Source organism: uncultured Thiohalocapsa sp., assembly GCF_913063425.1.
In the GTDB taxonomy this organism is placed as follows: domain Bacteria; phylum Pseudomonadota; class Gammaproteobacteria; order Chromatiales; family Chromatiaceae; genus Thiohalocapsa.
In genome coordinates, this window is the sequence record NZ_CAJXYK010000014.1 from 65,066 (window position 1) to 89,567 (window position 24,502).

General features: G+C 68.5%; 22 protein-coding genes. 7 read left to right on the top strand and 15 right to left on the bottom strand.

What is annotated here, in order from left to right; translation table 11 throughout:
• Nucleotides 1-56 precede the first annotated feature (56 nt).
• The 3 genes from QZ607_RS10040 (at nt 57) to QZ607_RS10050 (ending at nt 3,638) form a co-directional block, all read left to right on the top strand.
• Complete coding sequence (locus tag QZ607_RS10040) at nt 57-1,916, top strand: hypothetical protein (protein WP_295882361.1); 1,860 nt, start codon at nt 57-59, stop codon at nt 1,914-1,916.
• Between the two features lie 201 nt (nt 1,917-2,117).
• Nucleotides 2,118-3,146 carry a sodium:calcium antiporter gene (locus QZ607_RS10045; RefSeq protein ID WP_295882363.1) on the top strand — a complete coding sequence of 343 codons (1,029 nt, stop codon included), beginning with the start codon at nt 2,118-2,120 and terminating at the stop codon, nt 3,144-3,146.
• 12 nt (nt 3,147-3,158) lie between these two features.
• Entirely contained in the window at nt 3,159-3,638 is a 480-nt protein-coding gene (locus QZ607_RS10050) for a hypothetical protein (protein ID WP_295882364.1), read from the top strand.
• Nucleotides 3,639-3,662: 24 nt separating this feature from the next.
• On the opposite strand, the gene ccoS is transcribed toward QZ607_RS10050, so the two are convergent.
• From ccoS to surE, 13 genes are all read right to left on the bottom strand, one after another.
• Nucleotides 3,663-3,845, bottom strand: a complete 183-nt coding sequence (ccoS, locus tag QZ607_RS10055; RefSeq protein WP_295882365.1) for a cbb3-type cytochrome oxidase assembly protein CcoS — start codon at nt 3,843-3,845, stop codon at nt 3,663-3,665.
• A 47-nt stretch (nt 3,846-3,892) separates the two neighbouring features.
• On the bottom strand, nt 3,893-6,451 hold the full coding sequence (locus QZ607_RS10060; RefSeq protein ID WP_295882367.1) for a heavy metal translocating P-type ATPase: 2,559 nt from the start codon (nt 6,449-6,451) through the stop codon (nt 3,893-3,895).
• A 191-nt stretch (nt 6,452-6,642) separates the two neighbouring features.
• On the bottom strand, nt 6,643-7,200 hold the full coding sequence (locus tag QZ607_RS10065) for a FixH family protein (protein WP_295882369.1): 558 nt from the start codon (nt 7,198-7,200) through the stop codon (nt 6,643-6,645).
• 12 nt (nt 7,201-7,212) lie between these two features.
• Nucleotides 7,213-8,649: a cytochrome c oxidase accessory protein CcoG gene (gene ccoG / locus QZ607_RS10070; protein WP_295882371.1), complete on the bottom strand. Its 1,437-nt coding sequence runs from the start codon at nt 8,647-8,649 to the stop codon at nt 7,213-7,215.
• A gap of 158 nt (nt 8,650-8,807) precedes the next feature.
• Nucleotides 8,808-8,948, bottom strand: coding sequence for a hypothetical protein (locus QZ607_RS10075; protein ID WP_295882373.1), 141 nt, complete (start codon nt 8,946-8,948; stop codon nt 8,808-8,810).
• Nucleotides 8,949-9,029: 81 nt separating this feature from the next.
• Complete coding sequence (gene ccoP, locus QZ607_RS10080) at nt 9,030-9,953, bottom strand: cytochrome-c oxidase, cbb3-type subunit III (protein ID WP_295882374.1); 924 nt, start codon at nt 9,951-9,953, stop codon at nt 9,030-9,032.
• Entirely contained in the window at nt 9,940-10,146 is a 207-nt protein-coding gene (locus QZ607_RS10085; protein WP_295882376.1) for a cbb3-type cytochrome c oxidase subunit 3, read from the bottom strand. Before QZ607_RS10085 ends, ccoP begins: the two co-directional genes overlap by 14 nt.
• 1 nt (nt 10,147) lies before the next feature.
• On the bottom strand, nt 10,148-10,900 hold the full coding sequence (gene ccoO, locus QZ607_RS10090) for a cytochrome-c oxidase, cbb3-type subunit II (RefSeq protein WP_295882379.1): 753 nt from the start codon (nt 10,898-10,900) through the stop codon (nt 10,148-10,150).
• A gap of 37 nt (nt 10,901-10,937) precedes the next feature.
• On the bottom strand, nt 10,938-12,392 hold the full coding sequence (gene ccoN / locus QZ607_RS10095; protein WP_295882380.1) for a cytochrome-c oxidase, cbb3-type subunit I: 1,455 nt from the start codon (nt 12,390-12,392) through the stop codon (nt 10,938-10,940).
• 448 nt (nt 12,393-12,840) lie between these two features.
• Nucleotides 12,841-13,869: an RNA polymerase sigma factor RpoS gene (rpoS, locus tag QZ607_RS10100; RefSeq protein ID WP_295882381.1), complete on the bottom strand. Its 1,029-nt coding sequence runs from the start codon at nt 13,867-13,869 to the stop codon at nt 12,841-12,843.
• 68 nt (nt 13,870-13,937) lie between these two features.
• On the bottom strand, nt 13,938-14,723 hold the full coding sequence (locus tag QZ607_RS10105) for a peptidoglycan DD-metalloendopeptidase family protein (protein ID WP_295882383.1): 786 nt from the start codon (nt 14,721-14,723) through the stop codon (nt 13,938-13,940).
• A 92-nt stretch (nt 14,724-14,815) separates the two neighbouring features.
• Nucleotides 14,816-15,490 (bottom strand): protein-L-isoaspartate(D-aspartate) O-methyltransferase, encoded by a 675-nt coding sequence (locus tag QZ607_RS10110; RefSeq protein ID WP_295882403.1) that lies wholly within the window; start codon nt 15,488-15,490, stop codon nt 14,816-14,818.
• Nucleotides 15,490-16,239, bottom strand: a complete 750-nt coding sequence (surE, locus tag QZ607_RS10115) for a 5'/3'-nucleotidase SurE (RefSeq protein WP_295882405.1) — start codon at nt 16,237-16,239, stop codon at nt 15,490-15,492. The genes QZ607_RS10110 and surE overlap by 1 nt, the downstream gene beginning before the upstream one ends.
• A gap of 260 nt (nt 16,240-16,499) precedes the next feature.
• Here surE and QZ607_RS10120 point away from each other — a divergent pair, with 260 nt between their 5' ends.
• From QZ607_RS10120 to QZ607_RS10130, 3 genes are all read left to right on the top strand, one after another.
• Nucleotides 16,500-17,066, top strand: coding sequence for a Smr/MutS family protein (locus QZ607_RS10120; protein WP_295882406.1), 567 nt, complete (start codon nt 16,500-16,502; stop codon nt 17,064-17,066).
• 172 nt (nt 17,067-17,238) lie between these two features.
• On the top strand, nt 17,239-20,754 hold the full coding sequence (locus QZ607_RS10125) for a mechanosensitive ion channel domain-containing protein (RefSeq protein ID WP_295882408.1): 3,516 nt from the start codon (nt 17,239-17,241) through the stop codon (nt 20,752-20,754).
• A gap of 22 nt (nt 20,755-20,776) precedes the next feature.
• A complete protein-coding gene (locus tag QZ607_RS10130) occupies nt 20,777-21,769 on the top strand; it encodes a CorA family divalent cation transporter (protein WP_295882409.1) in 993 nt (330 codons plus the stop codon).
• 41 nt (nt 21,770-21,810) lie between these two features.
• Here the strand turns inward: QZ607_RS10130 and QZ607_RS10135 are convergent, their stop codons facing one another.
• Nucleotides 21,811-22,833, bottom strand: coding sequence for an SRPBCC family protein (locus QZ607_RS10135; RefSeq protein ID WP_295882411.1), 1,023 nt, complete (start codon nt 22,831-22,833; stop codon nt 21,811-21,813).
• 110 nt (nt 22,834-22,943) lie between these two features.
• The gene (locus QZ607_RS10140; RefSeq protein WP_295882413.1) at nt 22,944-23,462 is read right to left on the bottom strand and encodes a glutathione peroxidase; all 519 of its coding nucleotides are present in this window, start codon (nt 23,460-23,462) and stop codon (nt 22,944-22,946) included.
• 277 nt (nt 23,463-23,739) lie between these two features.
• Here QZ607_RS10140 and QZ607_RS10145 point away from each other — a divergent pair, with 277 nt between their 5' ends.
• Nucleotides 23,740-24,483, top strand: a complete 744-nt coding sequence (locus tag QZ607_RS10145; protein WP_295882415.1) for a ferredoxin--NADP reductase — start codon at nt 23,740-23,742, stop codon at nt 24,481-24,483.
• Nucleotides 24,484-24,502: the final 19 nt, after the last annotated feature.

A 24,502-nucleotide genomic window follows, 5' to 3' on the forward strand; every position in this document is an offset into this window, starting at 1 on the left:
AGCATCACGGCCCAAATACAGGGCGCACAGCAACCCAAACAAGCAGGCCGCGGACCATGCAGGCACCGGACGCGGAGGACACAGGCCCCTTCCAGGGGCTGCGGCGCTGGCTCGGACTCGGGCTGCCGCCACGGACCATCGAGCTGCGCTTCGATCTGCCGCCGCGCCGGCGCAAGGGCCGGCGGCCGCCGCTCACACCCGAGGCCGCGCACGAGGCCCTGGGGCGGCACAGCGCGACCCCCGAGGAGTATCTGAGCGAGCTGCTCAACATCGTCTCGTCGTTGAATCGGTGGCCGCTCCAGGCCAAGCGCCGCATGGCCTTGCTGGAAGCATTGGCCGGTTGGTTCTACGCCGCCGCGGCGCCGGCACTGGTGCAATTGCTGAGCGAGGGGCGCGGTATCCCCGAGCCGCCCGGCCGGCGCCAGACCCTGGAGCTGCATGATCGCTGCGCCACGGCCCTGTTGGAGGGCTACCGCGCGCTCTTCACCATGGACTACCAGGCGAGCAACTTCTTCTACAGTCGGGCACGCACACGCGTGTATCGCTGTGCCTGCCGGGCGCTGGAGCTGCTCAAGCTGCGCCAGCGCATCGCCGGTGCGCGCTACATGCAGCTTGAGCCGTCGGCGTGGCGCATCGCACACACCCTGTTCGCCGCCATGCGGGCCTGCGAGCCCGTAGACAAGGTCATGGACGCCCTGTCCCTGCGCAACCAGGCGCTGGACCGCCGCACCCAGGCCTCGCTGCGTCAGCACTACGCATCGCTGGCCACCTACGGCATTCTGGACCAGTCGGCCTGGCCCGAGCACGAGCAGACCGCCATCGATCTCTACAGCGCGGCGGTGCCTGATGCCATCCGCCTGCTCGACTACGATCCACACCTGGACCCCAAGCCCTGGCATCTCTACGCGAGCTGCTACGACGAGGGTCCGCCGCAGCGACACCCCCCGGACGACGCACGCAACGCGCCGACGCTGCTGCTGGATCACCATGCCCTGGCGGCCAATATCCGCGCCGATACCCGCGCCCTCTCGGGTGCCATCGCCGCCGGCGATACCCTGCGCATCCCGCCGCGGCTGGCGCGGATCGATGCCGAGCGGCGCACGGCCGTCGCCTACCTGCTGCAGCGCAACCTGCGCCCGCCGGACGACTGGAGCCAGGACACGGCGAGCGCCGAGGAGCATCGGGACCTGCGCATCTACGTCGGCTTCGACGAGGCCCGCGATCACCTGCTCGCGGTGTTGCAGCGCGACGATGGGCGCCTCAAGCGCTCGCGGGAGCTGACGGATCTCTTCGCCAAGCGCTCGGCCATGATCGGCGAGGACGACTCGGCCACGCGCCAGACCCTTTGGTACGTGCTGCGCGACAACCAGGACAGCATGCGCATCAAGACCCAGGAGACGCGCTTTACCAACCGCATGTTCGTCGGCAACCTGCTCGCCTATGGGTTCGGCGATCAGGTCACGAAGGCGCCCCGTGTGGGCAAGGTGAACCGGATCTACCGCCCCATCGCGGGCATCGTCCTGCTGGACATCGACTATCTGGCCAACTTCGCGGCACCCGTGCGCCTGTACGCCTGTGCGCCGCCGCTGAGCCAGGAGAGCGCCGCAGACGCCACCGCGGCACCGGCGACGGAAGAAGAGCTCGAAGGCGAATCTCTCACCTGCCTGTTGACGCACCATCCGCAGCAGGGCTGGGGGCTGATCACGCCGCCGCAGGAGCGGCTTTGGCGCGACGCCCAGGTGTGCCTTCGCATCGGCAAGCGCCTGAGCCGGGCACGGCTGGGTGAGGTCCAGGACGTCACCGATGAGTTCTGTCGCTTCCAGATCTCCTCCGCAGCCTTTCCACGCAAGCCGCCCAGCTATCCGCAGGCCACCGCCGCCACGCGACCCCAGGCTGCCACCGCATCCCTGGGTTGAGCACAAGGCCCGCTGCCGCTGCGCCGGCGGGGCCGCGCCAGGCGCGCGCATCGCCCGGACTGCGCCGGCGCCCTACGTGTCAACCTCGCGGCCGGCGCCGAAGCGCGCGCTCGACTTCAGGCACAATAGGCTGAGCCTACATGGCGGCCGGCAGCACCGTCGCCGATTGCCGCCCGCACCTCACAGCGATCCGGAGCCGCCATGGAGCCCAATGCCACCCTTGTCTGGACGCAGTACGGTCTGTGCGTGCTGGCCATCGGCATCGCCGGCGTCAAGCTCACCGACTACGGCGATTCCATCGCCGACAAGACGGGGATGGGCGGTTCCTGGGTGGGGCTGGTGCTCATCGCCACGGTGACCTCGCTGCCTGAGCTGGCGGCGGGTATCACGGCTTCCACCGTCGCACTGCTGCCGGATATCGCCGCCGGTGACGTCTACGGCAGCTGCGTCTACAACCTGGTCCTGCTCGCGGTGCTGGATCTGTTCAGCCGCCGCGGCCCCATCCTGGCCCGGGTGCAGCGCCAACACGTCATGACCGCGGGCTTCGGCATCCTGTTGATCAGCATTTCCGGGCTCGCGCTGCTGGCGGCCGAGGCGGGCCTGTCCACCCTGGCCGGGCATCTTTCCTGGGGCACGCCCGTGATCGTCCTGGTCTATGCCGTGGCCATCCGCACCCTGCACGGATACAGGGAGGACGTGGTGGAGGAGTTCACGGAGCAGGAGCCCGACCGCTACGCCGAGCGCAGCCTCAAGTGGGTTGCAAAGCGCTACGGCATCGCCGCCGCCGTGGTAGTGGCAGCGGGCGTTGCCCTGCCCTATGTGTCCGAAGATCTGGCGGTGGTGATGGTCTGGAACCAGTCCTTTACCGGCACCTTGTTCACGGCGCTCAGCACCTCGCTGCCGGAGCTGGTGGTGACCCTGGCAGCACTGCGCATCGGGGCCGTGGACATGGCCGCCGGCAACGTGCTCGGCAGCAACATGTTCAACATCCTGGTGCTGGCGGTGGACGATCTGGTCTACACCCAGGGCTCCTTCTATGCCGACATCTCGTCAACACACCTGGTCTCCGCCTTCACGGCGGTGGCCATGACCGGGATCGTCATCACCGGCATCTACTTTCGACCGCGCATTCGGGTGCTCGGCATCGGCAGCTGGGCGAGTCTCGCCCTGATCACGCTGTTCGCGCTGAACACCTGGCTCACCTATCATTTGGGGGGCACCGGCCACTGAGGGTATGCCGCAGTGAGAAAGCCCGTGCTGGAGACGGCGCACCTGCTCCATGCCAGCAGCGCACGCCTGCGGTTGCGCGTGCCCTCACGCCGCCATGATGCGGCCTGGCTCGGCGCCGTGCGTGCGACGCTCGGGGCGCAGCCCGCCGTCACCGAAGTGCGTGCCGACCCGGGCCGCGGGGTCCTGACGCTTGGATTTCGGGGCGCCGCGGGCACAGACCCGGCGGCGCGAGCGGCGCTGCTGGCCACCGCCGGTATCCGCATTGCACCGCCGAACGCTCACCGCCGACTGGCGGAGGCCCCGGCCGCCCACGGCCTGCGTGCGGACCGCCGCACCATCGCACTCGGTGTGCTCCTGCTGCTGCTGGCGCGTCACCTGCTGCGCAGCGGCTGGCTCGCGCCGGGGCTGGCGCTGCTGTGGTTCCTGTGGGAGAGCTTTCCGGCCCTGCGCCGCAGCGTATCGGCCACGGGCATTGTGCTCCGGCGGGGCTGAGGCGGTTGGACGCGCCGGCGCGGCTCAGTCGTCCGCGTCCGGGAAGCGGCGGCGATCACGCTCGTCCACGTCATCGTCCATCAGGATGCGCTGGCCGTCGCCTTCCAGGTCTTCGAACTGCCCACTGCGGGCGGCCCAGAACAGCACGCCCACGGCAACCAGCCCGAGTACCAGCATGCCGGGAATCAAACCGTAGATGACTTCCATCGCTGCCTCCGGGCGGTGTTAGGGTCAGAGTGCGTCGGTGGTGGCGCTCAGCGTTCGCCGCGCCCCGAAGCCCCCTGCTCTCTGTTGGTGAAGCCGCTGACGAAGCCGCGGATACGCGCGGAGTTGCCGATGACGGCGAGCGAGCTCAAGGGCATGGAGATGGCCGCCACCAGGGGTGTGATGAGCGCGGCCATGGCCAGCGGCACCATGATGAGATTGTAGGTGATGGACAGCCCGATGTTCTGGCGGATGACCCTGAGCGTCCGCCGCGCCAGGCGTCCGGCGTCACGCACCCCGGCAAGCTCATGCCGGATGAGGACGATGTCGGCACTGGCGATGGACACGTCCGTGCCGCTGCCGACGGCGATGCCCACGTCCGCCCGCACCAGCGCCGGGGCATCGTTGATACCGTCTCCCACCATGGCGACCCGCTGGCCGGACGCCCGCAGGCGGCCGATCACGGCGTCCTTGTCCGCCGGCAGCACCTCCGCGATGACCTGATCGGCGCCCACCTCCGCGGCAACGGCTTCGGCGACCTGCCGGCGGTCACCGGTGAGCAGGGTGACGTGGATGCCGTCGGCGCGCAGGGCGCGGATGGTCTCGGCGGCATCGGCCCGCGGGCGGTCCTGCAGCCGCAGCTCAAGCCGGTGGATGCCGTCCACGGCGCAGTGCACCAGGCCCTCCGTGTCGCCTTCGGCAGTGTGGCTGACCGGTGCCGCGTTCTCGACACCATGGCGCCGCAGCCAGTCCGGCGTGCCGATGACGACGGCTTGCCCCGCCACCAGGCCGCTGACCCCCAAGCCGGGCTCGGCCATGAAGTCCTCCACCGCAAGCCCCTTGTGGCTGACGCCGGCGCTCTCGGCGAGGTCCACCACCGCCCGCGCCACCGGATGCTCCGAGCGCCGCTCCAGGGCCGCGACGGCTGCCAGAACCTGCCGGCGCGGCTTGCTCAAGCTCGCCGGCTCCCTGAGGGACCAGGCGCCGGCCGCATCCTGCGCGGCGACCACCTGCGGGCGGCCTTCGGTGACCGTACCGGTCTTGTCGAAGACGAAGTGGTCGATGCCGGACAGGGTCTCGAGCACGGCGCCGTTCTTCACGAGTATGCCGTTGCGGGCACCCGTGCCGGAGGCCACCGCGATGGCCATGGGCGTGGCGAGCCCGAAGGCACAGGGGCAGGTGATGATGAGCACGGCGGTGGCCGCCATCAGTGCCGTCTCGGCATCCTGGCGCACCCAGAACGCGAAAGTCAGCGCCGCGAGCGCCAGGGTGACGGCCACGAACCAGGGCACGATGCGGTCTGCGGTGCACTGGATGGGTGCCTTGCTCGCCTGCGCGGACTCCACCAGCTGCACGATGCGCCCGAGGGCGCTGTCGCGCAGCACGGCGGAGACCCGGACCTCCAGGACACCGGTGCCGTTCAGGGTGCCCGCCGAGACCTGATCCCCCACCGCCCGCGGCACCGGCGTGGACTCGCCGGTGAGCATGGACTCGTCGACGCGCGAGCGACCGCGGATCACGCTGCCGTCGGCGGGGATGGTCTCGCCCGGGCGCACCAGCACCAGGTCGCCGGGGCGCACGGCGCGGATGGGTACGATGGACGCCTCACCGTCCTGAAGCAGCGTCGCCACCCGCGGCTGAAGATCCAGGAGCCGCTGCGTGGCGGACACCGCCTGACGCTTGGAGATCGCCTCCAGGTAACGACCCACGAGGATCACGAACAGGAAGTTGACCACCGTGTCCCAATAGACGTGTCCGCTGCCCGTCACCGTCACGTACAGGGAGTACAGGTAGGTGATGGAGGCGCCGATGGCGATGGGTAGATCCATGCCCAGGTGCAGGCGACGCAGCCCACGCCAGGCGCCGGCGTAGAAGGGCCAGCCCGCATAGGCGAGCGTGGGCGTCGCGATCAGAAAGCCGATCCAGTGGAAGAGGCCCCGAAACTCGCCTTCATCCGCGCCGGCGTAGAGTGCGATGGAAATCCACATGAGATTCATCGCCGCGAAGCCGGCGAAGGCCATGCGATACAGGAGCCGGCGGTTCTGGCGCTGGAGACTCCCCTCCGCTGCCTGTGGATCGAAGGGCACCGCCGAATAGCCGAGCTCCGCCAGGCGCTGCAGCAGCGCCGACAGCCGCACGCGGGTGCTGTCCCAGGTGACCCGCAGCCGCCTGCCCGTGAGGTTGACGCGGGCCTCGCGCACGCCATCCACCTGGGCGAGACCCTGCTCGATGAGCCAGACACAGGCGGCGCAATGGATGCCCTCCACCAGCAGGTTGACCTCGCACGCCTGCGCTGAGCCGCTGACGACCTCCTGCTGTACCTCGTCGAGATCGTAGAGCTTCAGGTCCTTGGGCGGCTCCGGCGGTGGACCCAGCACCTGCCCCTCCGGTGCGCGCCGATAGAAGCCCTCCAGTCCGGCGGCGTGGATGGCCTCGCAGACGGCGCGGCAGCCGTGGCAGCAGAAGTGGCGCAGGGCGCCGCCCACTGTTGCGCTGATGCCGGCCTCCGCCGGCAGTCCGCAGTGCCAGCAGGGCTCGGGCGCGGTCTCGGCTTCGCCCGCGCCGTGCGTGGGCTGCGACAGTCGGGCGCTGTCTTGAAAGGCGGTCACTGCGTCAGCTCAGGCAGCCTGGACGGGGTGATGGACCTGCCCCAGGGGGCGAGCAGGCGCGGGAGGCGGATGGTCGGAAGACGCCGGTGCAGGACCTGCGATGGTATGGGCAGACCCGGCGGCGCCCGCAACCGGCGCCGCCCGTTCTTACCCTTGGACTCAGGGTCGGGCGGCTTCAGGGCTGGGCGACTTCAGGGCTGGGCAACGCTGATGCGCTCGGCGAAGCTGTGCTGAGCGCCGCCGTCCTGCACCGACACCACCGTGTCCCAGACGCCGCCGAGCGGGAAGCTCACCTCCGCCTCATAGAGCCCCGGGCCGACCTGGGTCATGGGCTGAGAGAAGTCCCGCTCGGCATCGGACGGGCGATAGGCGAAATAGGTTACCGCCTCCGGGCGCACCGGCTGCCCCACCTTGTCCACGGCGGCGAAGCGCACCCTGCCCGCCTGCTCTGCGCGGATATCCATTGGCGTATCGATCTGGATAGTCCACTGCGGGCCTTCTGCCAGGCGCGTCTGGATGGTGCGCTCAACGTCCCGGCCCCGCTCATAGTAGTCGTCACGGATCAGGCCGGGATTGGTGGCAATGGCGAGGGTCACCATGGTGATGTTGGCGCCGAGCACCACCAGAACCGCGCTGATCCAGCCGATCACCCAGGGGTTTTTCCAGGTCCAGCGACGCGCAGGGCGCTGCCCTGCCGGCGCATCCACCGCGCGCGCGCCGCCTGCGGCGGCAAAGGGTTGGTTCTGCATAAGCGATCTCAATCAGGGTCTGGGACCGAAGAAGGCGCTCTCGCGCGTCGCCTGCACCTCCGTGCCGTCCGGCTGCGTCGCGCTGGCGACGAAGGTGAGCGGCACGCTCTCGGCGTCGAGATGATCCCGATCAATCTTGACGAAGACGATACCGGGGTTGACCTCGCCATGCTTGGCCGCGATGGGCTCCTCCGCACCCGTCACCGTCACCGGCACGTCCGCCTCGACGGACACCGAGACCATGAGGTCTTCGTTGGTCTTGTTCAGCACCTTGAGCGTGTATTTGTTCTGGATCGAGCCGTCGCTCAGCTGGACGAACAGCGGGGCGCGCTCGTGCAGCACTTTGAGCTCGATGGCGGCCAGCGACGACAGGCCGTAGATGATACCGGAGAGCGCCAGCACCAGAATGGCCCCATAGACCCAGACGCGCGGGCGCGCGATCATCGGCGGCACGGACTGGCCTTCGATCTCGTCCAGGGAGGCATAGCGGATCAGCCCGCGCGGGCGGCCCAGCTTGTCCATGACGGCGTTACAGGCATCAATGCAGAGGCCGCAGGTGATACACCCCTCCTGCTGCCCGTTGCGGATGTCCACGCCCGTGGGGCAGACGGCCACGCATTGATTGCAGTCGACGCAGTCGCCGGTGGTGCGCGTGGCCTCGGTCTCGCCCTTCTGCATGCGCCCACGGGGCTCGCCGCGCCCTTCGTCGTAGGTGGGCACCACGGTGGTGCGGTCCAGCATGACCCCCTGGATGCGCGCGTAGGGGCAGAGCCAGAAGCACACCTGCTCGCGCAGCCAGCCGGCCAGCACATAGGTGCCTACGGTGAACAGCGCCACCGCTGCATAGACCGCCGCGTTGGCATTACCGACAAAGAAGTCCTGCCACAGCTTGCCGGCGCCGTAGAACCACGCCACGAAGCTGAACCCCGTAACGAAGCCGATCACCATCCAGCTCAGGTGCTTGATGGCCTTGACACGAATCTTCTCCGCGGTGAGCGGTGCCGAGGCCAGCTTGCGGCGTTGCGCGGGGTTGCCCTCGAGCTTCTCTTCGATGAGGGTAAAGACATCGGTCCAGACCGTTTGGAAGCAGAAATACCCGCAATAGACCCGCCCCGCCAGCGCCGTAGCCACCGCCAGCAGGATGGCGAAAAACAGCAGCAGCAGCGACAGCATCCAGAAGTCCTGGGGCAGCACCGTCACGCCGAACAGGTGATATTGGCGGTTCGGGATGTCGAAGAGCACCGCCTGGCGACCGTCCCAGCGCAGATACGGCCCAAGGAAGAAGATCAGCCAGACAGAGGCGGCCAGCCACTTGATGGTGCGCCAGCGACCAGATATGCGCTTGGCGTGGATGGTTTCGTTGCCGGTGTTGACGTGCCACTGCTCCGCCTCGGCATAGATCTCATCCATCCCTGCGGGCTGTGCCCCACCGGAAAGGTTCTCAGACATCGGGTCCACCGTCGTTCTTTCGCAGAGCCGTGAAGTCCGGCCGCATCAATCGCCATCGGCGCGCACGCTGCCGCTTCGGCACCCGCGAGACACTTGCCAAAAAAAACGGGGATCGCAGCGATCCCCGTGCTCCGCCTCTCCTCCCCGATTGTCTTATTCTATTGCTGCTCGCCCTCGCCCTTATGTCGCTCTGCGTCTTCGTTCATGAGCTTCACGACCTTGAAGCCCAGATAGACGAAGATGACGATGGCGATGATGACGCTGAGAATCGAGCCCCAGAAGACCGCGTCTAAGTGCATGCTCTCCTCCTCTCCTCGTGTCGATTCCGCGGCAGGCCCCGTCAGCCACCGCTGGCTGACGCGCGGCCTGCGGCCTTATTGTCATTGTCCGCCGCCCAACTGGTGCACGTACACCGTCAGCATCTTGATCTGCTGCGGTGACAGCTTGCCCTCAAGCTGGCCCTGCTGGGAGAAGGCCGGCATCACCGCGTCGCGCGTCTGCTCCACACCGGACTGGTTCACGCCGTACTTGATGGTGTGCTTCGCGCTCTCGTAGCCGCCGGGCCTGAAGCGCCAGATGCTGTCGGTGAGGTTCGCGGCCCCGACCGTGACGATGTCGCCGTTCGGCAGCTCCGCGAGCACGCCGTTGGCCTCCGCACCGTGGCAAGCCTGGCAGCCCTTCTCGTTGTACAGCGCCCAGCCCGCCTCACTGCCCTCGCCGTCTTCGGCCAGGTCGACCACGAAGTTTGCGAGCTGGTCGATCTCGGCTTCGGTGAGGATGTCGGCGTGGGCGGTCATGGCGCCCTTGCGGCCGTTGCTGATGGTCTCCGTGATCTTCCCCAGCGAGCCACCATAGAGCCAGTCATCGTCAGCGAGCACGGGGTAGCCCGGGTTGCCCTGGCCGCCGCTGCCGTGGCAGCCGGCGCAGTAGTCGCCGAACAGCACCTTCGACGACGCCAGGGTGTACTGGAGCAGCCCTGGGTCCTCGATGATCTCCGCCGGGGTCATCTCGGCGATCTGCTCGTCATATTGCGCACGCACCGCCTCCACCTGCTCCACACCCTGTTTGTACTCCTTGATGGAGGTCCAGCCGAGGATGCCCCGCGTGAAGTCGTTCTCCCCGTCCGACTGACCCGGGAGCGCCGGCCACATGGGATAGAGGATCGCATAAAGCACCCACCAGGCCACGGACGCCCAGAAGGCGATCATCCACCAACGCGGCGGCGGGTTCTTCAGCTCGCGCAGGTTGTCGTCCCAGAAGTGGCCGGTGTTATTTTCACCGGGGAAAGGGTTATTTTCCGCCATCGTTGTCTCCGGAATCTTCGATATCTTCTTCGAAGGGGATGTGCTTTCTGGATTCGAGTGAGTCGCGGTTCTTCGGCCGGAACACCTGGAAGTAGGCGATGACCATCAGGACGAAGATGACGACGGTGAGAATCAGGCCGACCCAATCAGTCGCCGTCATCGCGCCCCAGTCGGTCTGGAAGTAGTCCGACATCTTATTGCCGGTAATCGACGCCGGGTTCCAGCTTCGCCATGATGCCCAGGACCTGAAGGTACGCGATCATCGCGTCCATTTCGGTCTTCCCCTCGACGAGGGCCGGAGCGTTCTCGATGTCTGCATCATTGTAGGGCACGCCGATGGCACGGAGGCCACGCATGTGGCGCTGCATGCGCTTGCCTTTGACCATGCGGTCCTGCAACCACGGATACGCCGGCATCACGGATTCCGGCACCACAGAGCGCGGGTCTACGAGATGCTGGCGGTGCCACTCGTCGGAGTACTTACCGCCGAGCCGTGCCATGTCCGGACCGGTGCGCTTGGAGCCCCACTGGAACGGATGGTCGAACATGGACTCTGACGCCAGCGAATAGTGCCCGTAGCGCTCGCGCTCGTCGCGGAAGGGCCGCACCATCTGCGAATGGCACAGGTAGCAGCCTTCGCGCTGGTAGATATCGCGGCCGGCGAGCTCCAGGGCTGTGTAAGGACGGACACCGTCACCCGGCTGCCAGTTCCACTGCTCCTTGCCTTCCGCGTTGACCGTGACAATGGGCTCGGCGCCTGGATTCTCCTTGTTCCAGACGATTTCCGGGAAGCGGTTGGCCTCCTCCGTGCTCTTCAGGTAGAAGAGCGGCACGATCTCCACGATGCCACCGACGGACAGCACGATGGCGACCACGATGAGCATCCCCCAGATGTTGCGCTCCAAACGCTCCTGAAGACCCTTCGGAGGGGTGTTGCTGTCGGACATTGCAATACTCCAGATTCTTGTCTTAGGCCTTGGGGGCTCAGGCTGCGGCGGGGGTGAGGCCACTGGCGCGCGCTTCGCGCAGGCTGCCCTGGACCGAGGCCTTGCGCACCGTCATCAGGATGTTGAACAGCATGATGACGGCGCCGAGCAGGAAGATACCGCCGCCCACGGCGCGCATGGCGTAGTACGGGTGCATGGCGGCGACGGACTCGACGAAGGTGTAGGCGAGCGTGCCGTACTCGTCATAGGCCCGCCACATCAGCCCCTGCATGATGCCGGACACCCACATGGCGACAACATAAATGACCGTGCCGATGGTGGCGGTCCAGAAGTGCACGTTCACCAGACTCTCCGACCACATCTCCGTGTGCCAAAGACGCGTCATCAGGTGGTAGATGGCCCCGATGGAGATGCCGGCGACCCAGCCCAGGGCACCCGAGTGCACGTGGCCGATGGTCCAGTCCGTGTAATGAGAGAGGGCGTTGACTGTCTTCAGCGACATGACCGGACCCTCGAAGGTGGACATGGCGTAGAAGGCCAGCGCGATGATCAGAAAGCGCAGGACGTAGTCGGTGCGCAGTTTGTCCCAGGCACCGGACAGCGTCATCATGCCGTTCACCGCGCCGCCCCAGGACGGGATGATCATGGCAAGCGACACAGCGGCCCCGAGCGAGCCGGTCCAGTCCGGCAATGCGGTGTACTGCAGGTGATGCGCACCGAGCCAGACATAACCGAACATCAGCGCCCAGAAGTGAATGACGGAGAGGCGGTAGGAGTAGACCGGGCGATTCGCCTGCTTCGGCACGAAGTAGTACATGATGCCGAGGAAGCCCGCGGTGAGGTAGAAGCCGACCGCGTTATGGCCCCACCACCACTGGATCATGGCGTCCTGGACGCCCGAGAAGATGCTGTAGGACTTGAACAGGCCCACCGGAATGGACAGGCTGTTCACGACGTGGAGATAGACGATCATCACCATCATGCCGAGGAAGAACCAGTTCGACACATAGATGTGCGAGGTCTTGCGGATGGCGATGGTCATGACGAAGTTCGCGGTGAAGGCGAGCCAGACCACAGCGATGAGGATGTCGATGGGCCATTCCAGCTCGGCGTACTCCTTGGACTGGGTGAGCCCCAGCGGCAGGGTGAGCACCGCGAGCACGATGACCGCATTCCAGCCCCAGAAGGTGAACCAGGCGAGCTTCTCGCTCCAGATCCGCACGCCGCAGGTGCGCTGGACGGTGTAGAAGGCCGTGCCCATCAGGGTACAGCCACCGAAGGCGAAGATGACGGCATTGGTGTGCACCGGGCGCAGACGGCCGAACGACAGGTAGGGGCTGTCGAAGTTCAGGAACGGCCAGGCGAGCTCCGAAGCGATGTAGACGCCGACAGCCGCACCCACGACCAGGTACACGACCGCCATGATCGTGAACCAGCGTACAACGTCGAAACTGTATTTTTGTTCGGCTAGCCGATCGGCAGTGGCTTCCATAGGACCCTCTAACGGACTAGAGAAAAAAGGACTTTCGCTTGGGGTTTTCCACCCTGGAAATCGTGCGCTGTGACCACAACGCCAAGACCGCGCAATGACAATTCATCACCGGGCGAAAGTCAAGCTGAGGACCACGGTCGGGATTGGGGGCAGGCCCCGGAAATCGCGATTTTCTTGATCTCGCACAGGTGGATGAGGCAATAGCCCTGTCAGCGTAACCCCTTATTTCTCTGCCATTTTTGATGGCGCGGGCGGGGCTCGCCGGCAGTGCTGGGCGGACGGGCCGTGCCTGAAGCTCCTGGCTCGCAGCTTGCTTGACGGCAGCGCTGGGCGGGCGCGCCGCGGGTACAGTCGAGGCGGGGCGCAGACACCCCGCGAGCAGCCGTGCGGATGCCCCATCGGACACCCACCGGACAGACCCGCATGCGGGTGCGCCGCGCGCTTCGGGCTACTTGAAGAAAGACTCCACGGAGAAGCCCTCCTTCTCCAGGATGTCGCGCAGACGGCGCAGGGCGTCCATCTGAATCTGGCGTACGCGCTCCCGGGTGACACCGAGCTCGTTGGCCACGCGCTCCAGGGTCGAGTGCTCGTAACCGTGCAGCCCGAAGCGCCGCTCCACCACCTCGCGCTGTTTGTCGTTCAGCTTGTCGAGCCAGTGATCCAGGTTGGTGTGGATGTCCGCGTCCTGGATGTCGTCGCTCGGGTCCTGCGCGCTGTCGTCGGGCAACATGTCCACCAGCGGCTTGTCGGCGTCCTTGCCGTAGGGCGTGTCCACAGAGGCGATGCGCTCGTTCAGACCGAGCATGCGCTTGACCTCGCCGATGGGCTTGTCCAGCAGCTCGGCCACCTCCTCGGTGCTCGGCTCGTGGTCCAGCTGCTGCGCCAGCATGCGGGTGGCCTTGAGGTAGACGTTGATCTCCTTGACCACGTGGATGGGCAGACGCACGGTGCGCGTCTGGTTCATGATGGCCCGCTCCATGGTCTGGCGAATCCACCAGGTGGCGTAGGTGGAGAAGCGAAAGCCCCGCTCCGGATCGAACTTCTCGACGGCCCGGATGAGTCCCAGGTTCCCCTCCTCGATGAGATCCAGCAGCGGCAGCCCGCGGTTCAGGTACCGACGGGCGATCTTCACCACCAGCCGCAGGTTGCTCACGATCATGCGCGAGCGCGCCTGCTCGTCCCCCTGCTGGGCGAGGCGGGCGTAGTGGACTTCTTCCTCGGCGGTGAGCAGCTTGGACTCGCCGATCTCGTTCAGGTACAGCCGGGTGGCATCGAAGTCGCCGTCACCGGCGGAGAAGCGGTGCGCCGGGGCCTGCTCCTCCTCGTCGGCGTCGGCGTCGTCGTCCGCGTCATCGGCAGCGGCAAGCTCGGAGTCGGTGTCCTGCGGCGCATCCTCGCCCTCTCCCGAGAGCAGCATGTCCTCGTCCTCCGGCAGACCTTCCGTGTCCGGCGCGTCATCGCGTTCTTGCGTGGACATGGGACACCCCTCAAGCGGCTGCGGCATGCGCTCGGGCTACCGGCGCACCCTTGGTAACGGTGCCCACCTCAGCGCGACGGCGGCAGGAAGCGAAGCGGATCCACGGCGACGCCGTTGCGGCGGATCTCGAAGTGCAGCAAGCCCTCGCCGTTGGCCGCACGACCGGCGACGGCAACACGCTGGCCGCGCTTGACGCGATCGCCTTCACGGGCGAGCAGCTCGCGATTGAAGCCGTAAGCGCTCAGATAGCGGGCGTTGTGCTTCACGATGATAAGGTTGCCGTATCCCTTGAGTCCACTGCCGCTGTAAACCACTGTTCCGTCGGCAGCCGCGCCCACGGGCGTGCCCTCGGCGACGCCGATGCGCACGCCCTGGCGGGTGCGGTCCCCGCTGCGGAAGCCCTGCCGGACCTTGCCTTGGACAGGCCAGACCCAGCTGATGCCGGAGCTCGCCGCGTCCGCTCCGGCCGCTGCCGCGCTGGTGCGCGCGACGGTCTTCACCGTGCGTGCGCGCTGCGGCGTGGAGGAGCGCCCGGCGCTGCGTTGGGCGACGCTGCGCACGGGGCTGGAGCGCCCGTCCGGCGGCTCCACCCGCAGCAGATCACCGGCCACGATCACATAGGGCGGACCGAGACCGTTCCAGCCCGCAAGGGTGCGCATGCGGATGCGCTTGCGCTCGGCGATCTCGCTCAGGGTGTCGCCAGGGCGGATGCGGTAGTAGCCGGGCGGTGCCGGCCCATAGCCGTCGCGACTGTCCACGGGCGCGAGCCCGCCCGCGCCGCAACCGGCAAGCAGTGCCGCCAGCAGCAGACTCGCCGCAAGCGCCAGCGCGCGACCCGGACCGTGTCGGCACACGGCAGAGGGCGAGTCAGGCGCTTGCGCCCGGGCAGCGTGACGCGCTGAGCGCTGCGACTGCGGCCGATCCGGCGTCTGTATACGGCCGCCCATCAGGCGACCCCGCCCAACAGCGGCACGAAAGTGACGGGCTCCAGCACCTCGTGCCGAAAGCCGACTGACGTGCGTGTCAGCCGCACGAGCAGCTGACCATCCTGGCCATTCAGCGGCAGCACCATGCGCCCGCCGGGGGCGAGCTGGGCCGCGAGCTGCCGCGGCACGCCGTTTGCGGCCGCCGTGATCAGGATGCCGTCGAAGGGCGCATACTCCTGCCAGCCGAGCGCACCGTCACCGTACCGAAGCCGCACGTTGCGGCAGCGCAGCTCCCGCAGCCTGGCCTCGGCCCGTTGCCACAGCACGGCGAGTCGCTCGACGCTGTAGACACGCCGCACCAGGGCCGCCAGCACGGCGGTCTGGTAGCCCGACCCGGTGCCGATCTCAAGCACCGTGGAGCAACAGCCCGGCGCCAGCAGCGCTGCGGTCATCCGCGCCACCGTGTAGGGCTGGGAGATGGTCTGCCCGTGACCGATGGGCAGTGCCGCATCCTCGTAGGCGTGGGTCGCCAGCGCCTCGTCCACGAACCGATGCCGCGGGACCTGGGTCACGGCGGCAATGACACGCTCATCCGAGATGCCTGCGGCGGCGAGGCGCTCGCCGAGCCGCAGTCGCGCCCGGGCATGGCCCGGCACGCGAGACGCGGCGGTGTCCGTGACGACGCCGCCGGCCATCAAGGCAGTTCGTCCAGCCAGCGGCCGACGGAGGGCACCGCCGCGTGGCGCGTCAAGTCGATCTGGATGGGTGTCACCGACACGCAGCCCGAGCGCAGCGCAAAGAAATCCGTGCCCTCGCCGGCGTCCTGCTCCGGCCCCGCCGGGCCGATCCAGTACATGGGCCGCCCGCGCGGGTCTTCGATGCGGCTCACGGACTCCGCCTTGTGCCGGTGCCCGAGGCGAGTCGCGACCACCCCGCGCAGCGCCTGGAGCGGCAGGTCCGGCACATTGACGTTCAGGATGGTGCTTGGGCTCAGCTCGGCATCCCGCAGTCCGGCCACCAGGCGCGCCGCGACAGCGCCGGCGGTGTCGAGATGCTGCGGCTGGTGCGCGGCCATGGACACGGCAATGGCCGGCAGCCCAAGGAAACGGCCTTCGGTGGCCGCGGCCACCGTGCCCGAGTAAATGACATCATCCCCCAGGTTCGGGCCATGGTTGATGCCGGCCACCACCAGATCCGGCTCCTCGTCCAGCAGGCCGGTGAGGGCCAGATGGACACAGTCCGTCGGGGTGCCGTTAACGCGGATGATGCCGGAGTCCAGCCGCTCGGCGCGGATGGGGACGTCCAGCGTCAGCGAGTTGCTGGCGCCGCTGCGGTCGCGATCCGGGGCGACCACGGTGACCCGGCCGAGCCTCGACAAGGCGTCGGCGAGCACGTGCAGGCCCGGGGAGCGGTATCCGTCGTCGTTGCTGATGAGTATGTTCATGCTGCGCGGCTGCGGCGAAGCTGATCCCGGCCGGGCGCTGCGGGGCCCGGGCACCCGATGCCGTGGTGGGCGGCGGCGCCCGGTTTCCACCCCTGTCCGCAGGCCCCACATCAACGACTCTACAGGGTCGTGAAGGCGACGCGGCGCAAGCGTCCGGCGCCGTGGACATGATACCGGCATCGCCCCCGGGGTGGCGTTCTCGGCCCCCGCCCGACACATGTACGCGCCAGCCACCTCGCCCATCACATATCATAAGTCAGATGAGAAAACGGCTCCACGAATCTGATTCGGAAATGTTTCGCAGCGCGATGGGTGACGTCGAGCCGCTCGAGGCGAATCACGCCGAGCCCTTCCGCGAGCGCCCTCCCCCGGTGCCGCGCCCGCAACCGCAGGAAGACAGCGGCGACGAGCCGGTGCCGCTGCTGGAAAGCGAGGTGGAGACCCACGACTATCTGCTCTTCGCGCGGCCCGGCATCCAGAAGCGCGTCGTCGCCGAGCTCCAGCGCGGGCGCATCGAGCCGCAGCTGGAGCTGGATCTGCACGGGCTGCGTGTGGAGCACGCGCGGCGCGTGCTCGCGGCCTTCTTCGCCGACTGCGGCCACCGGCGGGTGCGCTGCGCGCGCATCATCCATGGCAAGGGCCGCGGCTCCGGCAACCGCCAGCCGGTCCTCAAGTGCAAGGTCAACTACTGGCTCAGGCTGCGGGAGGAGGTGCTGGCCTTCTGCTCGGCGACCCGCGGCGATGGCGGCACAGGAGCGGTGTACGTGCTGCTGCGCAACCCCGAGAAGGCGGAGCGCCGAGAAGGACGCCGATCGGGGCGACGCTGATCACCCGGCGCAGCGCCGGCGACGCCATAAGTCCATCCCCGCGGCATCCGGCCCGGCTGGCCGCCGCCGGCGTGGTCGGCCCGGCACCCCGCCCAACCGCGCAAGCATTGCACCCAGCGCGGGCTGCGTTTCCAATAGCGCCCCCCACGCTGAGCCAGGACCCGACATCGCCGTGATACCCCGCTTCGCTCCACCGCTTCGGCCCGCCGCCCGCCGGCGGTGGCTGTGGGCTGCCCTGCTGCTGTGCACTGCGGCCGCCGCCCAGCCCGATGGCGAGTCCAATACAGGACCCGATGCCGAGCCCCCGACCGAGCTCCATGCAGAGCCCCAGGCTGAGCCACCCGCGGCCACGACCACGGTCACCGGCGACGGCAGCCGCACCAGGGCCCTGGTGGAGCAGCGCCTGGAGGAGATCGAAGCGGCCACCAATCTCGCCGACGAAGAGCGCAAGCGCCTCACGGGCGAGCTCAACACTGTGCTCAAGGACCTGGCCGACGCGGCACGCCTTCAGGCCGCCGCCGCCGACTATGCCGCCGCCATCGAGCAGACGCCGGCGGAAACACAGGCCATCGGCAGCGCCCTTGCCGAGGCCGCGAATGCCCCGCCGTCGGCGGAGACCCTGGATCTGCCGGAGGATGCCGATCTCCCGATCGTCGAGTCGCGTATCAGCGCCGAGCAGGCGGAGATCGCTGCCCTGGAGGCGCGCATCGCCCGCCTGTCCGAAGCCCTGGAAGCAGGCGACCTGAATCCGACGCAGATCCGCGAGCGCATCGCCGCCATCGATGCCCGGCTCACCGAGCTCGGGCCGCCGGCGGATGCTCCGGACACAAGCGCCGACCCGGAGCGGGAGATCCAGAGCTGGGCGCGGCAGGCCCGCCGCTCCGCCCTGCGCGCCGAGCGGCAGATGCTGGAGCAGCAGCTCGTGAGCGCAGGCGCCCGCCGCGAGCTCACCCTCGCCCGGCGCGATGAAGCCCGCGCCGCCCTGGAGCGCGCCAAGGCCCGCCGCGCACTGCTGGAGAACCGGGCCGACGCGCTGCGCCGACAGGCGGCCGAGACCGTCCAGCAGAAGCTGGCCGACGAGCGTGCCGCCGCCGCCGGCGCCCATCCGCTGGTGCGGACCTGGGCCGAGCGCAACACGCACTTGGGCGAGGCGGTGGCAAAGACCACGGCGGAGCTCGATCAGCTCGACGAGCAGCGCAGCGACCTGGAGCGGCAGCGCGCGCGCATCGAAGAGGACTTCGCCAACGCCCGCGAGCGCCTGGAGGCCGCGGGCTTGAATCGCGCCCAGGGGCAGGTGCTCATCGAGCAGCGCGGCCGGCTCCCGGATGCCCGGCGGCTGCGCCGGTCCGCCGCGGAGCGTGCCGATCAGATCGCCGAGAGCACCCTGCGCAGCATCCGCTGGCGCGAGGAGCTGCGCCAGCTGGACGACCTCGATGCCTGGGTGGACACGGCCGTCGCCGAGCTGCCGCCGGCGCAGCTCGAGCAGGTGGACCAGGACCGGCTGCGCGCGGCGCTGCGCGCCCAGGGCGAAACCCGGCGCGGCCTCCTGCGCACCGCCCTGGACCTGGAGGACAGCTATCGCCGCGCACTTGGCGAGGTGGACTTCGCTGGGCAGCAGCTGCGCGAGCTGGTGCAGCGCTACGACCGGTACCTGTCGGAGCGCCTGCTCTGGGTGCGCAGCATCGGGCCGATCACTGAGCAGTCCTTCGCCGCGCTGCCGGCGGCGATCATCTGGGTCATCAGTCCGCGCAACTGGGCCGGCGTGGGCAACGCCCTGGCGACGGAGGCGACGCGCTCCCCGGCGCTCTGGCTGGGTGTCGGCGTGGTGGGGCTGCTGCTCTGGCGCAATGCGGCGCTGCGCCGGGCCATCCGGGCCAGCGCCGAGCCCCTGCGCCGCATCAGCACCGACCGCTTCCGCTATACCCTGACGGCGCTTGGGCTGACGCTCCTGGCCGCCGCACCCTGGCCGCTCCTGGCCGTGACGCTGGGCCATGTGCTGCGCATCTCGCCGGCGGCGGACGGCTTCGTCAAGGCCGTGGGCGCCGCGTTCATCGCCATTGTGCCGGCGCTCTACTATCTCCTCGCCTTCCGCATGCTCTGCCTGCGCGGCGGCGTCGCCGACCGGCACTTCCGCTGGCGCAGCGATACCCTGGTGCTGCTGCGCCGCTCGGCATACATCGCAGCGACCCTGCTGGTGCCGGTGGGCTTCATCGCCGCCATGCTGCACAACCAGCAGAATCCGGTCTTCGCAGCGACCCTCGGGCGGCTATCACTGGGCCTGTTCGACCTCGGCCTCGCCGTCTTGACCGCAGTGGTGCTGCACCCCACCCGGGGCATTCTCAAGCACGTCCTCGCCGAGCATCCGGACGCCTGGTACACGCGCCTGCGCATGCTCTGGTACCCGTTTCTGGTGGCGGTGCCCTTGGTGCTCGCGGGGCTCGCGCTCAGCGGCTTCCTGTACACCTCGGGCGTGCTGCTGCGATCGCTCGTCAACGAGCTCTGGCTGGCGCTCGGGCTGGTCATCGCGCACCAGCTCATCGCCCGCTGGCTGCTGGTGACGCGGCGGCGCCTGGCGCTCAACGCCGCGCTGGAGCGCCGCGCCCAGCGCGAGGCCGCCCGCGCCGCCGAGGCCGCCGGCGCCGAGGCGCTGGCGGTGCAGGAAGGCACCGTGGACCTGGCCTCGCTGGATGCGCAGACCCGGCGGCTCCTGAACCTGTCCATCTACGTCGCCGCCGCGGTGGGCCTGTGGCTCATCTGGTCCGAGGTGCTGCCGGCGCTCAATTTCTTCGACCGCTTCACGCTCTGGCGCTACACCGGCACGGTGGACGGCGTGGAGCAGGCCATTCCGGTGACACTGGCGGATCTCGGGCTGGTGCTGGTGATCATCGTCGCCGCCGTCATGGCCGCCCGCAACCTGCCGGCGCTGCTGGAAATCCTGCTGTTGCAGAGCAGCCGCGTCAGCGCCGGCAGCCGCTACACCATCATCACGCTGACGGGCTATGCCATCACGGCCGTCGGCGCGCTCCTGGTGTTCGGCGCCTTGGGCCTGTCCTGGGGTCAGGTGCAATGGCTGGTGGCGGCGCTCGGCGTCGGCATCGGCTTCGGCCTCCAGGAAATCGTCGCCAATTTCATCAGCGGGTTGATCATCCTCTTCGAGCGACCGGTGCGGGTGGGCGACATCGTCACCATCGGCGAGACCACTGGCGTGGTCACCCGCATCGAGATCCGCGCCACCACGGTGCGCAACTGGGACCGCCAGGAGCTCCTGGTGCCGAACAAAGAGCTCATCACCGGCCGCATCACCAACTGGACCCTCACCGACCAGATCAACCGCATCGTCATCCCCGTGGGGGTCGAGTACGGCAGCGACACGCGCAAGGCCCTGCAGATCCTCGCCGACGTCGCCCGCGAGAACGAGCACGTGCTGGAGGACCCGGCGCCGCTGATCACCTTCGAGGGCTTCGGCAACGATGCACTGACGCTGGTGCTGCGCTGCTATCTCCAGGACATGGACTATCGGCTCGACACCATCACCGCGCTGCACCAGGCCATCGACGACAGGTTCCGTGCCGCCGGTATCGGCATCGCGTTCCCGCAGCGCGACATTCACCTGCGCTCCGCACAGCCGCTCGAGATACGCCTGCACCGTGGCGCCCGCGCGACACCAGCGGGCACCGACGCGGGCTGAGCACGCCCAGCCCGACACGCCCATGCCCGCGCTCGATCGCCTGCACAACTGGTTCGGCCTCGCCTTCGCCTACCGCCTGGACGGCGCGGGCGGCGGCACGCCCATCGGCTGGGCCGACCTCACCGGCCCCTGGCCCCACGGCCAGACCTGGCTCCACCTGGACCTGCGCCATCCCAACGCCCGGCGCTGGCTGCGCGAGGACAGCGGCCTGGACAGCCTCACCGTGGAGGCACTCACCGTGCCCAGGGCCATGCCTCGGCTGGCCCGGCGCGGCGAGCACCTGCTGCTGGTGCTGAAGGGTATCGACCAGGGTCTCGACGCGGTGCCCGGGGACATGGTGGCGGCACGTCTGTGGACCGACGGCCGCCGCCTCGTCAGCTGTCAGACCGAGCGCCTGCGCGCCGTCGAGGATCTGCAGGCGGAGATCCGCCGCCGCACCGGGCCGGCGGACATCGGCGGCATCGTCGCGGACCTCGCCGACCGGCTCATGACCCACACCGACGACGTGCTGGAGGAGCTCCAGGGGGCCACACAGCGCATCGGCCGTGCCGGCAACCGCGCCCGCCACCCCGAGAACCTGGTGGCCGAGCTCGCCACCCTGCGCCGGCGCATGATCCTGATGCGCTTCCATCTCACGCCACAGCGCCGCGCCCTGAGCCAGCTCGCTGCCGCCCGCGAGTCCTGGCTCGGCGCTGCGGACCGCCGCCTGGTGCGGGAGGTCGTGCACCGCTGCCAGCACGCCATCGAGGGCCTCGTCGCCGCCGGTGACATTACCGAGATCACCCAGGACGAGATCCTGCAGCGCTCCTCCGAGACCACCGAGCGCCGCGTCTACTCCCTCACGGTCATCACCGCGATCTTTCTGCCGCTCAGCTTCGTCACCGGCCTGCTCGGCGTGAACGTGGCCGGCATCCCGGACGCCGATGATCCGCTGGCCTTCGTGATCCTGTGCCTGTTTCTGCTCCTGGTGGCCCTGGTGCAGCTGTGGCTGCTGCGGCGCAAGGGCTGGCTGTAGCAGGCCTCAACGAGCATGATCCGGCACGCGGCGACCCGGCATCAGCCCTTGTGCGCCTTCACCGGCAGCCAGATGCGGGTGACCAGTTGGTCCGCATCCGCCACGGCGTCCGGGCCGGCGACATACTCCTCCATCGAGCCGCGTGATCGCTCCCAGACGGCTTTGGTCATGCGCAGGTGGGCAAGCGCCGCATGCCAGGCCAGCTCCATGAAGTCCCAGCTGCCCTGCACCTCGGTCACCTGGCAGGGGCCGCCGTCGAAGCGCCGGTGCGTCAGCTCGCCCAAGTGGGCGTCGGCGGGCACCGGCAGCGCCATGTCGCAGCACAGGCGCCCGGACTTGGCGTCCGCCAGGTAGTACACCGAGAAGGGCGGGCCGATGGGCTCGATGCCATGCTCGGCGGCGGTGGCCGCAAGCCGCTCGAAGCCCGCGCGCATGGCCGCTGCCACCTCATCGCGGCCGCCGTCGAAGGGCAGCGTCAGCGCCAGCGTCTTTGCGCGCTGCTCGACGCCGCAGAAGCGGATGTCGAGCTTGGGTGCCCCCGGTTCCAGCAGGGCGCGCAGGCGCACCAGGCCCAGCTCGAAGTCTTTGCCGATGAGCTGCGCCATGGCGGGCGCCATGAAGCGCACCAGAAAGGCCATGCGCCCGCGCATGGTCCAGAAGACCTCGGTCGCGGGCACGTCCTCCTGCGTGGTCGCCCGGAATTCCCAGCTCACGGCGCCGGTGGACTTGAACGGGCGCTTGAAGTCGATGCGCTGCTCGATGCGCTCCGTTGGGTGCAGGGACACATGCGTGATGCGCCCGGCACCGATGAGCCGGCCGCTCCAGGCGTACCAGCCGCGCTCTGCGCCCGGGTCGTCGCTCCAGTTGAGCGCCGCATCGGGCTCGTGCAGCAGCCAGGGGCTCCACTGCGGCCAGCCGCGCAGGTCGCGCACTTGCGCGAAGGCAGCCTCCGGCGGGCAGTGGATGACAAGCGAGCGGCGCACGCTGATCTCCCCCGGCTGAAGCAGCAGGAAGACCAGCACGCCGACAATGATCAACAACGGCAGGGCAAGCAGATAGAGCATCGGGCGGGCGTGGCTGCGAGTCGGTGACCTCCGCCGCGCAGTCTAGCCGAAGCGGGCGCTGCCTGGGGGCGCTGACGCCTTCAGTACGGCATGCCGCCGCAGCCGGCGGCTCAGGACGACGCCGGGCGCGCCAGCAGCTGCTCGATGGTGCGCACCAGCTTCTTGCTGCTGGGCGACGTGATGCTGGAGTACACGTCCACGACCTTGCCGTCGCGGTCGATGAGGTACTTGTAGAAGTTCCACTTCGGATAGACGCCGGTCTGCTGCGCCAGGTACTGGTAGAAGGGGTCGGCCTTACCCCGCTTGACGCTGACCTTCTCGAACATGGGGAACTCCACCGAGTACGTAAGCCGGCAGAAGTCCTTGATCTGCGCCTCGGAGCCCGGCTCCTGATTACCGAAGTCGTTGGACGGGAAGCCCAGCACCACCAGGCCCTGCTCGCGGTACTTGTCGTACAGGGCTTCCAGGCCTTCGTACTGGCCGGTGAAGCCGCACTTGCTTGCGGTGTTGACCACCAGCAGGACTTTACCCTGGTAGGCCTCGCACAGGTTCACGGTCTCGTCGCCGGCGAGACGGCGCTTTTCGAAGTTGAGCGTCGGTGCGCAGTCGGCGGTGGCGCTGTCTGTCATGAGCAAACCTCCCAGCAGAAGCAGAATCGGGGTGAGTTGGTGGATGCGGATCATCGGTGCGCTCCGATTGTGCGGGTTAAACAAAACCTGGACACCGGCGATATGGAGGGGGCAGAACTGATCACAATGCCCTGACAGGCACCCTCCCACTCCGGGCCGTCAGCAGCCGGCGGTGCCTGTCCAAATCCTGTACAGCCTTTGAAATGCCGGCCCGTCGAACCAAGCTTGGCCGTTTCAGCATCAGACCGGTTTCAGAACAACGCGAGGAGCAGCATCCATGGCCGAATGGCTCGAAGGCAAGATCGCCGGTAAGCGGCACTGGTCGCAGGAGCTCTACAGCCTGCAGATCGACGCGCCGCTGCCGGACTTCACGGCGGGACAGTACATCAAGGTGGCGCTGGACGTGGACGGCGAGCGCGTCGGCCGCCCCTACTCCCTGGTGAACTCACCGGACGAGCGCCCGCTGGAGATCTATTTCAACGAGATCCCCGAGGGGCCGCTCACGCCCAAGCTCTCGGACCTGGAGATCGGCGACCGCATCTGGGTGTCGGACAAGGCGAGCGGCGTCTTCACCATGGACAATGTGGTCTCGCGCCGGCACCTGTGGATGCTCGCCACGGGCACGGCGCTCGGCGTCTATCTGGCCATGCTCAAGACCGCAGCGCCCTGGGAGCGGTTCGAGCGCGTGATCCTGGTGCACGGCGCGCGCAATGCCGGTGAGCTGAGCTACGGCGAGACCATCGCCGAGATCCAGGCGGCACACGAAGACGCCTTCACCTTCATCACTGCCCTCACCCGCGACAGCAGCGAAACGGCGCTGCAGGGCCGCATCACCAACCTGCTGGAGAACGGCGCGCTGCAGGCGGCCGCCGATGCCGAGATCAGCCCAGAGGACAGCCATTTCATGCTCTGCGGCAACTCGGCCATGATCAAAGACGTCCGCGCCTGGTTGGAGGCACACGGCATGCAGCGCCACAAGCGCCACGAGCCCGGGCACTACACCACCGAGCAGTACCACTGACGGCCCGCGGCGGCCCCGG

What these genes read in the sequence shown, in the direction of transcription:
- QZ607_RS10040 (WP_295882361.1), top strand. Translation starts at nt 57, where the DNA reads ATGCAGGCACCGGACGCGGAGGACACAGGCCCCTTCCAGGGGCTGCGG.
- QZ607_RS10045 (WP_295882363.1), top strand. Translation starts at nt 2,118, where the DNA reads ATGGAGCCCAATGCCACCCTTGTCTGGACGCAGTACGGTCTGTGCGTG.
- ccoS (WP_295882365.1), bottom strand. Translation starts at nt 3,845, where the DNA reads ATGGAAGTCATCTACGGTTTGATTCCCGGCATGCTGGTACTCGGGCTG.
- QZ607_RS10065 (WP_295882369.1), bottom strand. Translation starts at nt 7,200, where the DNA reads ATGCAGAACCAACCCTTTGCCGCCGCAGGCGGCGCGCGCGCGGTGGAT.
- ccoG (WP_295882371.1), bottom strand. Translation starts at nt 8,649, where the DNA reads ATGTCTGAGAACCTTTCCGGTGGGGCACAGCCCGCAGGGATGGATGAG.
- QZ607_RS10075 (WP_295882373.1), bottom strand. Translation starts at nt 8,948, where the DNA reads ATGCACTTAGACGCGGTCTTCTGGGGCTCGATTCTCAGCGTCATCATC.
- ccoP (WP_295882374.1), bottom strand. Translation starts at nt 9,953, where the DNA reads ATGGCGGAAAATAACCCTTTCCCCGGTGAAAATAACACCGGCCACTTC.
- QZ607_RS10085 (WP_295882376.1), bottom strand. Translation starts at nt 10,146, where the DNA reads ATGTCGGACTACTTCCAGACCGACTGGGGCGCGATGACGGCGACTGAT.
- ccoO (WP_295882379.1), bottom strand. Translation starts at nt 10,900, where the DNA reads ATGTCCGACAGCAACACCCCTCCGAAGGGTCTTCAGGAGCGTTTGGAG.
- ccoN (WP_295882380.1), bottom strand. Translation starts at nt 12,392, where the DNA reads ATGGAAGCCACTGCCGATCGGCTAGCCGAACAAAAATACAGTTTCGAC.
- rpoS (WP_295882381.1), bottom strand. Translation starts at nt 13,869, where the DNA reads ATGTCCACGCAAGAACGCGATGACGCGCCGGACACGGAAGGTCTGCCG.
- QZ607_RS10110 (WP_295882403.1), bottom strand. Translation starts at nt 15,490, where the DNA reads ATGGCCGGCGGCGTCGTCACGGACACCGCCGCGTCTCGCGTGCCGGGC.
- surE (WP_295882405.1), bottom strand. Translation starts at nt 16,239, where the DNA reads ATGAACATACTCATCAGCAACGACGACGGATACCGCTCCCCGGGCCTG.
- QZ607_RS10120 (WP_295882406.1), top strand. Translation starts at nt 16,500, where the DNA reads ATGAGAAAACGGCTCCACGAATCTGATTCGGAAATGTTTCGCAGCGCG.
- QZ607_RS10130 (WP_295882409.1), top strand. Translation starts at nt 20,777, where the DNA reads ATGCCCGCGCTCGATCGCCTGCACAACTGGTTCGGCCTCGCCTTCGCC.
- QZ607_RS10135 (WP_295882411.1), bottom strand. Translation starts at nt 22,833, where the DNA reads ATGCTCTATCTGCTTGCCCTGCCGTTGTTGATCATTGTCGGCGTGCTG.
- QZ607_RS10140 (WP_295882413.1), bottom strand. Translation starts at nt 23,462, where the DNA reads ATGACAGACAGCGCCACCGCCGACTGCGCACCGACGCTCAACTTCGAA.
- QZ607_RS10145 (WP_295882415.1), top strand. Translation starts at nt 23,740, where the DNA reads ATGGCCGAATGGCTCGAAGGCAAGATCGCCGGTAAGCGGCACTGGTCG.